Here is a 12,368-nt window from a genome sequence, read left to right on the forward strand (position 1 = left end):
CTTAAGCGCGCACGGCCGCAAGTCCCGGCACCGCGGCGAAACCGGCCTTCGTGGCATAGCCCCGCACGATCGCCTCGCGCTGGGAATAGCTCAGCACATTGTCGACATTGTCGAAGCCGTCGGGCGCGAGCTGCTCGACGGCGTCGATGACGCCCTCGGGGCCGCCGCGCCGATTGGAGCGGACGATCTCGGCCGTCATCGGCAGGCGCTTCTTCTCGTACTCCAGCAGCGCCTGGCGCGGGTGTTCGGCGCGTACCAGCGCATCCGCAAGGCAGCGCGCGTCAAGGATCGCCTGCGAGGCGCCGTTTGATCCGACCGGATACATCGGATGCGCGGCATCGCCGAGCAGCGTGACTCTGCCCGACGACCAATAGGGCAAGGGATCGCGGTCGCAGGTTGGATACTCGTAGAATTCGGGCGTTGCCGAGATCAGGCTCTTCACGTCAATGTAGGGAACCGAGAAGCGCGCGACATGCGGCATCAGCTCCTCGCGGCGGCCCGGGCGCGACCAGTCCTCCTTGCGCGGTGGCGGGGCATTACCCTCGCCGATCTTCACCAGCACCGCCCAATTGGTCAGCCGGCTTGCCGGGCTCGATCCTTCCGCGATCGGGTAGATCACCACCTTGGCATTGAGCCCCCCGGCCACGATCATCGACTTGCCGGTGAGGAACAGCGGCCAGTCGCGGGCGCCGCGCCACAGCATCAGCCCATTCCAGCACGGCGGGCCCTCATTGGGGAACAGCGTCTCGCGGACGCGCGAATGGATGCCGTCGGCGCCTATCAGGATATCGCCACGCGCGGTGTGGACGTGCGCGCCGGCGCGATCGAAGAAGTAGGCCGTGACGCCGCCCTCGTCCTGCGTGAAAGCACCAAGCCGGCAGCCGGTGTGAATTGCGTTCGCGCCGAGCCGCTCCTCGACCGCGCGATGGATGACGCGCTGAAGCCGGCCGCGGTGGATCGAGAATTGCGGCACGTCGTGACCGGCGTCGATGCCGCGGGCTTCGCGCCAGACCTCCTGGCCATGGCGGTTGAGATAATAGAGCTGATCGGTGCGGATCGCGACGTCGTCGAGCTTCTGCAACAGTCCGAGCCCGGCCAGTTCCCGCATGGCATGCGGCAGCGTGTTGATGCCGACGCCGAGTTCGCGAATGGTGTCGGCCTGCTCGTAGATCTCGCAATCCAGGCCGCGCGAGCGCAACATCAATGCCGTGGTGAGGCCACCGATACCGCCGCCGACGATAATCGCCTTCATCGCCCTAACTCCACTCGAAACACAGGCAATGGGTTAACGTCGCACGGGCGGTCACTCCGCCGCAAGCGGCTTTGTCGCCTCCGCCTTGAGCTCGGCCCGGGTCTTGGGCTTAGCCTTAATTCTCAGCTCCTCGAGGTCCTGCCGGTCGCGCACGCTGTTGCGGAAGATCTGATCTTTGCCGGGCAGATATTGCGGGGGGCAGAAAGCGTCGTTTGCCCCATACCAGGCCGCCGCCTTCATGGTGAAGAAGGGGTCGACCAGGTGCGGACGGCCGAGTGCGACGAGATCCGCCCGGCCGGCGGCCAAGATCGTGTTGGCTTGGTCAGCCGTGGTGATGTTACCGACGCACATGGTGGCCACGCGCGCCTCGTTGCGGACCTGGTCCGAAAAGGGCGTCTGGAACATGCGCCCGTAGACGGGCTGCGCATCACGCACGGTCTGACCGGTCGAGACGTCGACGAGATCGACACCCGCCTCGGCGAAAGCGCGCGCTACGGCGACGGCGTCGTCGCCGGTGATGCCACCGTCCGCCCAGTCGGTTGCGGAGATGCGTACCGACATCGGTTTGTGCAAGGGCCACACCGCGCGCAGCGCCTCGAAGACCTCGAGCGGGAAGCGCAGCCGATTTTCGAGCGCGCCGCCATACTCGTCCGTACGGGTGTTCGTGAGAGGGGAGATGAAGCTCGCGAGCAGATAGCCGTGGGCGCAGTGCAATTCGAGCATATCGAAGCCGCAGCGCTCGCCGCGCTCGGCCGCCGCGACGAAAGCGTCTCTCACCGCTTTCATGCCGGCCCGATCGAGCTCACGCGGCACCTGGCTGTCGGGAAAATAAGGTAGCGGTGAGGCCGAGAAAACTTCCCAGCCGCCCTGCTCCAAGGGACGGTCCATGCCGTCCCACATCAACCTGGTTGCGCCCTTGCGGCCGGCGTGGCCCAGTTGCAGGCAGATTTTCGCGGCCGAATTGGCGTGGACGAAATCCACGATGCGCCGCCACGCGGCCTCCTGCTCGTCGTTCCACAGGCCGGCGCAGCCGGGGGTGATCCTGGCGTCGCGGCTGACACAGGTCATCTCGGTGAAGATCAGCCCGGCACCGCCGATCGCGCGCGAGCCGTAATGCACGAGGTGGAAGTCGGTCGGCACACCCTCCCGCGCCGAATACATGCACATCGGCGACATCACCGCGCGATTGGCGAGCTTCATCTCCCGCAAGCGGAACGGCTGGAACAGCGGCACCATCGGCCGATCGGTGTCGACATCGAAGCCGCTGCTGCGTACCTGCCTGGCAAACGACTTGTCGACCTCCGCCACGAAATCCGGCGCGCGGAGCTTCAGATTGTCATATGTGATCGCCTTCGAGCGCGTCATGACGCCGAAGGCGAACTGCACCGGGTCGAAATTCCAGAAGCGGTCGACGTGCTCGAACCAGACCAGCGAGACGTCGGCGGCATGCTGCGTCTTCTCGACCTCCTCGCGGCGGCCGTTCTCGTAGATCTGCAGCGCCGCCTCGATGCTGGGCGCCCTCTCCATGGCTTCGGCCAGCGCAATTGCATCCTCCATCGCAAGCTTCGTGCCCGAGCCGATCGAGAAATGCGCGCTGGCCTTGGCGTCGCCGAGCAGGACCATGTTGTCCTTGACCCAGCGCTTGCTGCGGATCATGGGGAAGTTGCGCCACATCGAGCGGTTCGTCAGCAGCTTGTGCCCATTGAGGAACCAGCCGAAGATGTCTGCCATCCGCGCGGCGGACTGAGCCTCGTCCAGCCCTGTCAGCCCCGCCCGCTCGAACGTTTCAGGATCGGTCTCGAAGATCCAGGTCGAATGCCCAGCCTCATACTGATAGGCATGGGCAATGAACGGGCCCCACTCGGTTTCCTGGAAGATGAAGGTGAAGGCATCGAGCGGCCTGGTCGATCCCATCCAGGCGAACTTGTTGGAGCGGACGTCGACCTCCGGCTGGAAATGATCGACGTATTTCTCGCGGAAACGGCTGTTGATGCCGTCGGCGATGAGGATGAGATCGGCATCGGCGAAGCGGGATTCATCGCCGATGTCCACCTCGAACTGCAGCGCGACGCCAAGCTCTCGCGCACGCTCCTGAAGGATCAAAAGCAGCTTGCGTCGCGAGCAGCCGCAAAAGCCGTTGCCGCCGACCCGGTGCACCGTGCCGCGGAAATGCACGGCGATGTCGTCCCAATAGGCGAATTCCTGGGTGATGCGGCGGTAGCTCGGAAGATCGTGCTTCTCGAAATTATCGAGCGTCGCATCCGAGAACACCACGCCGAAGCCGAAGGTGTCGTCGGCGCGGTTGCGCTCATACACGGCGACGTCGGCGCTTGGCCGCTGCTTCTTCAGCAGGATTGCCGCGTAAAGACCCGCAGGTCCGCCACCGATGATCGCGACTTTCATGGGAGCCTCGCCAATTCGACCGGCCATGAAAACTATTTTAAGCCTAAAATAATTTCGTGCAAGCCCCATTCCTGGCTTGGCTCAGGATAATAGCGGCCGGCTCAGTCGCCCCTGAAGACCGGCCTGACCTTGTTGGCGAACGCCTCGAAAGCACGCTCGAAATCCGCCGTAGTCATGCACAGCGCCTGGGCAACGGCCTCCGCTTCGATCGCCTCCTCGACCGACATCGCCCATTCCATGGCGAGCATCCGCTTGGTCATGGTGTTGGCAAAGGTCGGCCCTTCGGCGATCTGTTTCGCCAGAATTTGCGCTTGGGGCAGCACCTGCTCCGGCGTGACGATGCGGCTGAAGAAGCCCCAGCGCTCGCCCTCTTCCGCAGTCATGAACCGGCCGGTGTAGAGCAGTTCGGAGGCGCGGGACTGCCCGATGATGCGCGGCAGGATCGCACAAGCACCCATGTCGCAGCCGGCCAGCCCCACCTTGTTGAACAGGAACGCCACCTTCGCCCCGCTTGCCGCAAGGCGCATGTCCGATGCCATGGCGATGATCGCCCCGGCCCCGGCGCAGATGCCCTCGACCGCGGCCACGATCGGCTGCGGGCAGGCCCGCATCGCCTTGACGAGGTCGCCGGTCATCCGCGTGAAGGCGGTCAGCCCCTTGGTGTCCATCTTCACGAGCGGACCAATGATCTCGAACACGTCGCCGCCGGACGAGAAATTGCCGCCGGCACCGGTGACGACGATGGATTTGACCGCGTCGTCGAAAGCGCAGGCACGGAAGAAATCGGTCAATTCCCGGTAGCTTTCGAACGTCAGGGGATTCTTTCGTTCGGGGCGGTTGAGCGTGACCGTGGCAACGCCGTCGACCACGGCCAGCAGGAAGTGCTGCGGCGAATAGTCTGCAAGCGGCACGGTGACGGGATTGGCGGGTCTGCTCATGCGATCTCCTTGGCTTCCTTGGTTCGGGCCTTGCGCAGCTTAGATTTCACCACCGGCAACCGCGATCGCCTGTCCGGTGATCGCGCCGGCGCCCTCGCCGCACAGCCAGAGAACCGCGTCAGCGACCTCCTGAGGCGTGATCAGGCGCCCTTGCGGATTGTGTTTCGCAAGCTCTGCGACGGCCTGCTCGCGGCTACGCCCCGTCTTCTTCATGATATTCTCGATGCTGCCGGCAACGAGATCGGTGTCGGTGAAGCCGGGACATACCGCATTCACGGTGACGTTGCTTCCAGCCATCTCGAGGGCAAGGGACCGCACGAACCCGACCACGGCGTGCTTAGCGGCAGCGTATGCGCTGACATAGGCGTAGCCTTTGAGCCCGGCCGTGGACGCAACCGCGACAATGCGGCCATAGGGACGATCTTTCATGCCCGGCAGCACAGCCTGGACGGCGTGGACCACGCCCATGAAATTGACATCCATCATGCGCGCAAAAAGGGCGGTATCCGATTTCGCAAACGGCGCCGATTCAGCGCTGCCCGCATTGGCAATGAGAATGTCGATCGGCTTGCGCGCACTTGCCGCGGCAATGGCGCCTTTCAGTGACGTTTCGTTCGAGACATCAGCGACAGCCGCAAAGTGCGCGGCACCTGCATTGACCGCCTCTTCGAGAACCGCCGCATTTCGGCCAAGCACGGTCACGGTCGCGCCAGCGCCGACCAGAGAAGCAGCTATCGCACGGCCGATGCCGCGACCGCCTCCGGTCACCAGCGCATGCGGCGAATGCGGCAATCCGGACATGCGCTGGCTCCCTGGGCTGCTGATCGTTCCCCGATATATTTTAACCTTCAAGTTTTTGCAACGAAAGCGCCGATCGACATCGCGAACGCCCGCATGGCGCCCGGCCCGAAAATTGCTTTAAGTGTAAAATTATCGCTTCCCATCGCCGGCAAGCCTGTTAGCATCGAAGGGCCCAGCAAAAAGGATGTCGCGTGTCGCAGCCTGTGCCAATGATAACAAAGGACGGACGCTTCGCCTATGAGGCCGCGGGCGATCCGGGCGCGATACCTCTGATCTTCCTGCATGGCATCGGCGGCGCGGCGCGGGCCTGGCGGCGGCAGCTTGCCAACTTCGGCGACCGCTTCCGCGCGATCGCATGGGATATGCCGGGTTATGGCGGATCGGCGCCGCTCGCCAGCGTCAGCATCGCTGCCCTGGCGGAAGCACTCCAGCAGTTCATCGAGCAACTCGGCGTCAGCGGGCCTGTTCTGATCGGCCATTCCATCGGCGGCATGATCGTCCAAAGGTGGCTGGTGCAGTTTCCCAAACTGGCACGCGCGGTCGTGCTGGCGCAGACCAGCCCGGCCTTCGGCAAGGCCGACGGCGACTGGCAGAAATCATTCGTCGCGGCGCGGCTCGGGCCGCTCGAGCGCGGGGAGACGATGAAGTCGCTGGCCCCGTCGCTGGTGAAGGAACTCGTCGGCGACGATCCGGATCCGAACGGGATGGAGCTTGCCCGCGAATGCATGGGGAGCGTGCCTGAGGCCAGCTATCGCGCCATGATGCTGGCTCTCATCGGCTTCGATCAGCGCAGCACGCTTGGGAATATCTCCGTTCCCACCCTGCTGCTGTCCGGCTCAAAGGACAACAACGCGCCTGCGCCGATGATGGCAAAGACGGCGACCTTTATTCCGGGAGCTGAATATGTCGAGCTCGCCGGCGTGGGCCATCTCGCCAATCTCGAACGCCCCGGTGCCTTTGACGGCGCTCTCGCCCGGTTTCTGAACTCTCTCGCGACCAAAGCCTAAGGTAACTGCGCGATGACCATGCAAGTCAGCAAGACGATCGGCACGACCAACAAGGTTGCGCTGGATGCGCCGATCTTCGATCCTGTCGCGTTCCGCTTGAGCGACGAGCAGGCCGGCATCGTCACGCGCGCCCGCGAGATCGGCCAGAGCGTGTTCGCTACGCGCGCGGCGGCCTACGATCGCGAGGCGATCTTCCCGACTGAGAATTATCGCGACCTGCATCGCGTCGGCCTGCTCGGCATTGCCGTCCCCAAGAAGCACGGCGGCCTCGGCGCGAACTATCAGACCTATGCCTTGGCGGCCGCCGAGATCGGCCGCTATTGCGGTGCGACCGCGCTGACATGGAACATGCACGTCTGTTCGACGCTATGGTCGGGTCCCCTTGCCGACGATCTCGACATGGACAAAGAGACGCGCGCCGAGCACGAACGGCGGCGCGCAGTCCACTACAAGCGCATCGTCGAGGATGGCGCAATCTATTCGCAGCCCTTCTCCGAAGGAGGCGCGGCGGCTGCCGGTGGGGTCGCATTCGGCACGGAAGCAAGGCCGGTCGAAGGCGGCTGGATCATCAACGGCAAGAAGATCTTTGCGTCGCTCTCCGGTCATGCCGATTATTACGGCGTGCTCTGCACCGAGATTGAGGAAGGCGAGAAGGCTTCGCGCCGCAACACGCTTTACCTTGCGATTCCCGCCAAGTCGGAAGGTGTTTCCGTCGTCGGCGATTGGGATCCGCTAGGCATGCGCGGCACGGTCTCACGGACGCTTCTGTTCAAGGACGTGTTCGTGCCGGATGATTCCGCGCTGATGCCCCGTGGCGTCTATTTCCAGGCCGCGATGCGCTGGCCGCACATGTTCCTGACGCTGTCGCCGACCTATATGGGTCTCGCACAAGCCGCCTATGACTTCACCGTACGTTACTTGCGCGGCGAGGTTCCGGGCATGCCGCCGGTCAAACGGCGGATGTACCCGACCAAGCAGATCGCGGTCGCGCAGATGCAGATCAAGCTGGAGCAGATCAAGACAATCTGGTTTCAGGCAGTGACCGAAGCACGCGCCAATCCGACCAAGGAGCAGGTTCTGCGCGCCTATGCCGCGCAATATTCGGTGATGGAGGGCGCCAATGAGCTCGCCGCGCTCGCGATCCGCACCTGCGGCGGTCAGGCCATGCTTCGCTCGCTGCCGCTGGAGCGGATCTATCGCGACAGCCGCTGCGGCTCGCTGATGCTGCCCTGGACCGCCGAGCTCTGCCTCGACCGAATCGGGCGCGAAGCGCTGTACGAGGCCGGCGAAACGGACGACTGACGGTGGACCTCTGTAGCCTGATCGACCGCAATGCGGCGTTCGCGCCAGACAAGACAGCCATTGCCTTCGAAGGCGAGCAGCTGAGCTACGCGGCATTCGCCTCGCGCATCGAACGGACCGCGACGGCGTTGAAGCAACAGCTCGGCGTCGGCCGCGGCGACCGGGTCGCGATTTTGAGCCTGAACCGGCCGGATTATCTGGTCCTGCTCTACGCGTGCGCGCGGCTCGGCGCGATCCTGGTGCCGCTAAACTGGCGGCTGGCCGTCGCCGAGCAGCTATTCATTCTCGGCGATGCCGGCGCCAAGGTCCTGGTGCTCGAGCAGGCATTTTCCGGAGTGCTTGCCGAGCTTGGGCAGACTGCGCCGGAGACATCCGTGGTCGGTCTCGACTTCCCGCCACCTCGCGGTGTGACATTTGAAGCTCTGCTGGCTTGCAGCCAGGGCAGCGGCCGCACCCCTCACACCGACCTCTCCTGCCCGCTCCTCATCGTCTACACCTCAGGAACGACGGGGCGGCCGAAAGGCGCAGTGCTGCGCCAGGAGGCGCTGTTCTGGAACGGCGTCATGAGCCAGCACATGCACAACATGACATCCGACGACCACGTGCTGACTGTGCTGCCGTTCTTCCACGTCGGCGGCCTCAACATCCAGACCACGCCGGCGCTGCAGCTGGGCGCGACGGTCACGGTCCATGCGCGCTTCGCGCCGGATGCCGCGCTTGCGGCCATCCAACAGGAACGGCCGACACTCACGGTGATGGTGCCTGCGATCCTGCAGGCGGTGAGCGAGCATCCTGCCTGGCCGACCACTGATCTTTCGTCACTCAAGGCCATCGCCACCGGCTCGACCATCGTGCCTCCTCACCTGATCGAGCGTTTCGTCGCGCGCGATGTCCCGGTACTTCAGGTCTATGGCTCGACGGAAACCTGCCCGATCGCCGTCTACACGCGGCTTGGCGGCGACCTTTCGCGCGCGGGATCGACCGGCCTTGCCGGCTTGTGCTGCGAAGCCAAGGTGATCGATCAGGCCGGCAACGAACTGCCCGCGGGCACGCCAGGCGAGATTACGGTGCGCGGGCCCAACGTGTTCTTTGAATATTGGGGCAACGAGGCCGCAACGCGCGACGCGTTGCACGACGGCTGGTACCGCACCGGTGATATCGGCCTGTGCGATGCCGACGGCTATTTCTGGGTCCGTGACCGCAAGAAGAACATGATCATATCAGGCGGGGAAAACGTCTACCCGGCCGAGGTCGAGCGCGTTTTGCTCGAACATCCTGATGTCAGCGAATGCGCCGTGATCGGCCGGCCCGACCCGCGCTGGGACGAGGTGCCGATCGCCTATGTCATTGCGAGATCCGGCTGCCGGCTCGAAGCGGACGAATTGAGGGCGCATCTTCAGGCACAACTCGCGCGCTACAAGGTGCCGCGCGAGATCGTCTTCGTCACCGATCTGCCGCGGACGGCACTGGGCAAGGTCCAGCATTTCGTACTGAAGCAGCTTGATGCGCAGTCCCGCGCGCAAGGAGAAGCATCTTGAAGATCGCAGTTCTAGGTGGGGGAAACGGCTCTTTCGCGGCCGCGGGCGATTTTGCTCTGTCGGGGCATGAGGTGCGGCTTTGGCGCCGCGATGCCGGTCAAGTCGCAGCACACCGCGCCGCCGGCTCGCGCATCCTGGTCAAGGATCATAACGGCCGTCACGACCTGAAGCTCGCGCTGGTCACGACCGAGATCGCCGAAGCCGTCGACGGAACGGAGTTGATCCTGTGCCCTGCCCCGGCCTTCGCGCAGCCGGATATTGCCCGTCTGCTTGCCCCGCATCTGCGGGACGGTCAGGTCGTATTTCTGCCGCCGGCGACGTTCGGCTCGATGATCTTCGCCCAAGCGGCACGGGATGTCGGCAACCACGCCAGGGTGAGCTTTGCCGAAACCGGCACGCTGCCCTGGCTGACCCGCAAGCACGGAACGTTCGAGGTCGCGATCACCATCCGCGCCAAGCGCCTGCCCGTCGGTGTGTTCCCGCTTGATCAGGCGCCGCATGCACTCGAAATCATCGGACGCGCTTTCCCGGGCGTGATCGAACCGTGCGGAGATGCGCTATCCGGCGCGCTGATGAACGCAGGCCCGATCATTCATCCGCCGTTGATCGTGATGAACGCAGGCCCGATCGAGCATTTCGAACGCTGGGACATTCACAAGGAAGGCACACAAGCCGCGATTCGCCGGGTCACCGACGCGCTCGACGCCGAACGCATCGCGGTGCGCGAGGCGCTCGGCTACGGCGCGCCGCATTTCCCGCTCGCCCATCACTACGCGAAGGAAGGCGAGATCTGGATGTATGGCCGCGGTTCGCATGATCGTCTGACCGATTCCGGCGACTGGCGAGAGCGGATAGTGCTGACCGAACACCGCTACATGCGCGAGGATCTGCGGCTCGGGCTGTCGCTGCTGGTCTCCGTCGCTGGCCTTTCTGGCGTAGCCACGCCGTTGGCCAAGGCATTTCTGTCGATTGGCGGCGCTGTCTGTGGCGAAGATTTTGCGCGAAGTGGCCGGACGCTCGAAACACTGGGTCTTGGCGATCTCAGCAAGGCCGAACTGCAGACGCTGCTTCGCAACGGATTCTGATCGATGAGCAATCGCGTCAATATCGCCTGTCTCGGCGCCGGCCGCATGGGACGCGGCATCGCCGTCGCGTTCGCCTATGCGGGACATGCGGTCACGATGGTCGACGTCAAGGCGCGCTCCGCGGCGGAGTTCGCCAAGCTGGAAGCGGATGCGCTTGGCGAGGTCAGGACGACCTTTGCCAGCCTGGCGAAGCTGGGGCTCTTGACCGAGGCAGATGTAGATCCCCTTGTCGCACGAGTCTCAGTGATCGCGGCCGGCCAAAGCGAGGAAGCACTATCCGACGCCGGGATGGTCTTCGAGGGCATTCCTGAGGTCGTCGAGCTCAAGCGCGAGGTGCTCGGGGCGGCTTCAAAGCAGGTCGGTCCGGATACAGTCATCGCGTCGACAACCTCGACCATCCTCGTCGATGATCTATCCGGCGCGATCGTTAACCCTCGCCGCTTCCTGAACGTGCACTGGCTTAACCCGGCCTATCTGATCCCGCTGGTCGAGATCTCGCCCGGCAGAGCCACTGATCCCATCGTCGTCGACGAGGTCAAGGCGCTGCTCGAAGGCATCGGCAAGGTCCCGGTGGTCTGTGCAGCGACGCCCGGCTTCATCGTTCCACGGATCCAGGCGCTGGCGATGAACGAGGCCGCTCGCATGGTCGAGGAAGGGGTCGCCAGCGCCGAGGAGATCGACAAGGCGATCCGTTACGGTTTCGGCTTCCGCTACGCCGTGCTCGGCCTGCTCGAATTCATCGATTGGGGCGGCGGCGACATCCTATACTACGCAAGCAGATATCTGGAAGGCGCGCTCGGCAGCGAGCGTTATCGGGCACCGGATGTCATTTCACGCAACATGCATGAAGGCCGGATCGGCCTGCGCACCGGTGCAGGCTTTCTCGATTATTCCGGGCTCGACGTCGACGTCTATCGCGCGAAGCGGCTCCAGGCCATGGTCGATCTGCTCCGACACTTCGGACTAGCGCGCCCCCCGGTGCTCGACCGCAACTAGCCAAAGACGTCCTGGAGCACGCCCTCCCGGACCACCGTAACGCCATCGAGCTCGATCGTCGTGCCCATTATCGGCAGATCGAAATGCCCCGCCGTGTAACGGCCGGCGAATTCATTGGCGCCGGTTGAGAACAGGAAATTGCCGGAGACGGCCCGAATCTCGGTGCCGTTGGTGTCGCGCTGATCATACATCGACAGCGCCTCGTAGCGCGCGCCGGAGTTCATGCCGAAGCCGACATGCGAGACCGCATAGGCTTCGCGATCTCCCCAGGCAGCGAGATAGGCGCGCATCATCGCGGCATCCGTGCCCTCGCCTTCCAGCTCGACGACATAATCGTCCTTCAATGTCATCTTCACGGGCGATGTCAGGTAGCGCTTGAAGGTGAGATTGATGTCACCAGGCGCCATCACCAGAGTGCCGTTGATGGCCCCGCTCTTGGGGAAGCTGACGACGATACCGCCGGGCCAATGTGCCAGCGTGCCGGGCTTGTCGGTCCAGCCCCACACACCAACCGTCGAAGCGCCGACCATGTCGACATCGAGCGCCGTGCCGGCCTTCGAGGTCACCCGCATCCGCTTGGTCCCCCGCAGCATCTTCGCCGCCGCGCGAACGCGCTTCTCAAGCGCGGAATCCGGCACCATGCGCTCCAGCGCTTCGGGATGCTCGTTGGAGATCACCAGGATCCGCGCGCCGGCCTTGAGGATCTCGGGCGTTTCCACCGCATGCATCAGGCCTTCGATGGTGCAATCCACCACAAACCCGGCCTGCTGAAGCGCCGTGATGACTGGCCGGAGCTTTTGCATTGCCTCGCTCGCGCCGGTGGAGCGCACCGGAACGACATGACGGTTACGCGGTGTCGGCATCACCAAGTGAAACGGCCGCGCGCCCATGCGCAGCAGGGCCAGCTCCGCAAGATGCACGTTCAACGCACGCGACTGGGTTTCCGAGAGGATCGCCGCGGTATCGCCGGCCTTGACGGCGCATCGCTCAAAGATCTCGCAGAATGCGTCAATCCATTTTGCTTCGATGCGATCAGCCAGCATGGT

General features: G+C 64.2%; 10 protein-coding genes. 5 read left to right on the plus strand and 5 right to left on the minus strand.

What is annotated here, in order from left to right; translation table 11 throughout:
- Position 1 precedes the first annotated feature (1 nt).
- From P6U28_RS20955 to P6U28_RS20970, 4 genes are all read right to left on the minus strand, one after another.
- On the minus strand, positions 2–1,252 hold the full coding sequence (locus tag P6U28_RS20955; RefSeq protein ID WP_407119765.1) for a flavin-dependent oxidoreductase: 1,251 nt from the start codon (positions 1,250–1,252) through the stop codon (positions 2–4).
- Between the two features lie 51 nt (positions 1,253–1,303).
- A complete protein-coding gene (locus P6U28_RS20960) occupies positions 1,304–3,655 on the minus strand; it encodes a bifunctional salicylyl-CoA 5-hydroxylase/oxidoreductase (protein WP_129144170.1) in 2,352 nt (783 codons plus the stop codon).
- A 101-nt stretch (positions 3,656–3,756) separates the two neighbouring features.
- Positions 3,757–4,593, minus strand: coding sequence for an enoyl-CoA hydratase family protein (locus P6U28_RS20965; protein ID WP_122402257.1), 837 nt, complete (start codon positions 4,591–4,593; stop codon positions 3,757–3,759).
- 39 nt (positions 4,594–4,632) lie between these two features.
- Positions 4,633–5,394 carry an SDR family NAD(P)-dependent oxidoreductase gene (locus P6U28_RS20970; protein WP_122402256.1) on the minus strand — a complete coding sequence of 254 codons (762 nt, stop codon included), beginning with the start codon at positions 5,392–5,394 and terminating at the stop codon, positions 4,633–4,635.
- 209 nt (positions 5,395–5,603) lie between these two features.
- Here P6U28_RS20970 and P6U28_RS20975 point away from each other — a divergent pair, with 209 nt between their 5' ends.
- From P6U28_RS20975 to P6U28_RS20995, 5 genes are read left to right on the plus strand one after another with little or no spacing between them, the layout of a single operon-like run.
- Entirely contained in the window at positions 5,604–6,401 is a 798-nt protein-coding gene (locus P6U28_RS20975; RefSeq protein WP_244607945.1) for an alpha/beta fold hydrolase, read from the plus strand.
- Between the two features lie 12 nt (positions 6,402–6,413).
- Positions 6,414–7,703: an acyl-CoA dehydrogenase family protein gene (locus tag P6U28_RS20980; RefSeq protein ID WP_122402254.1), complete on the plus strand. Its 1,290-nt coding sequence runs from the start codon at positions 6,414–6,416 to the stop codon at positions 7,701–7,703.
- 2 nt (positions 7,704–7,705) lie between these two features.
- Positions 7,706–9,241, plus strand: a complete 1,536-nt coding sequence (locus P6U28_RS20985) for a class I adenylate-forming enzyme family protein (protein ID WP_407119766.1) — start codon at positions 7,706–7,708, stop codon at positions 9,239–9,241.
- On the plus strand, positions 9,238–10,326 hold the full coding sequence (locus tag P6U28_RS20990; protein ID WP_122402252.1) for an NAD/NADP-dependent octopine/nopaline dehydrogenase family protein: 1,089 nt from the start codon (positions 9,238–9,240) through the stop codon (positions 10,324–10,326). Before P6U28_RS20985 ends, P6U28_RS20990 begins: the two co-directional genes overlap by 4 nt.
- Before the next feature lie 3 nt (positions 10,327–10,329).
- Positions 10,330–11,322 carry a 3-hydroxybutyryl-CoA dehydrogenase gene (locus tag P6U28_RS20995; protein WP_407119767.1) on the plus strand — a complete coding sequence of 331 codons (993 nt, stop codon included), beginning with the start codon at positions 10,330–10,332 and terminating at the stop codon, positions 11,320–11,322.
- Here P6U28_RS20995 and P6U28_RS21000 read toward each other — a convergent pair.
- Positions 11,319–12,365: a peptidase M29 gene (locus P6U28_RS21000; protein ID WP_407119768.1), complete on the minus strand. Its 1,047-nt coding sequence runs from the start codon at positions 12,363–12,365 to the stop codon at positions 11,319–11,321. The two genes, P6U28_RS20995 and P6U28_RS21000, sit on opposite strands and share 4 nt — an antisense overlap.
- Between the last annotated feature and the right edge of the window lie 3 nt (positions 12,366–12,368).

Origin of the sequence: Bradyrhizobium sp. STM 3561, assembly GCF_045571455.1 — a bacterium.
GTDB classification, from domain to species: domain Bacteria; phylum Pseudomonadota; class Alphaproteobacteria; order Rhizobiales; family Xanthobacteraceae; genus Bradyrhizobium; species Bradyrhizobium vignae.

Bases quoted from the DNA above. Each gene is read 5' to 3' on its own strand.
- P6U28_RS20955 (WP_407119765.1), bottom strand. From the start codon at position 1,252: ATGAAGGCGATTATCGTCGGCGGCGGTATCGGTGGCCTCACCACGGCA.
- P6U28_RS20960 (WP_129144170.1), bottom strand. From the start codon at position 3,655: ATGAAAGTCGCGATCATCGGTGGCGGACCTGCGGGTCTTTACGCGGCA.
- P6U28_RS20965 (WP_122402257.1), bottom strand. From the start codon at position 4,593: ATGAGCAGACCCGCCAATCCCGTCACCGTGCCGCTTGCAGACTATTCG.
- P6U28_RS20970 (WP_122402256.1), bottom strand. From the start codon at position 5,394: ATGTCCGGATTGCCGCATTCGCCGCATGCGCTGGTGACCGGAGGCGGT.
- P6U28_RS20975 (WP_244607945.1), top strand. From the start codon at position 5,604: ATGATAACAAAGGACGGACGCTTCGCCTATGAGGCCGCGGGCGATCCG.
- P6U28_RS20980 (WP_122402254.1), top strand. From the start codon at position 6,414: ATGACCATGCAAGTCAGCAAGACGATCGGCACGACCAACAAGGTTGCG.
- P6U28_RS20995 (WP_407119767.1), top strand. From the start codon at position 10,330: ATGAGCAATCGCGTCAATATCGCCTGTCTCGGCGCCGGCCGCATGGGA.
- P6U28_RS21000 (WP_407119768.1), bottom strand. From the start codon at position 12,365: ATGCTGGCTGATCGCATCGAAGCAAAATGGATTGACGCATTCTGCGAG.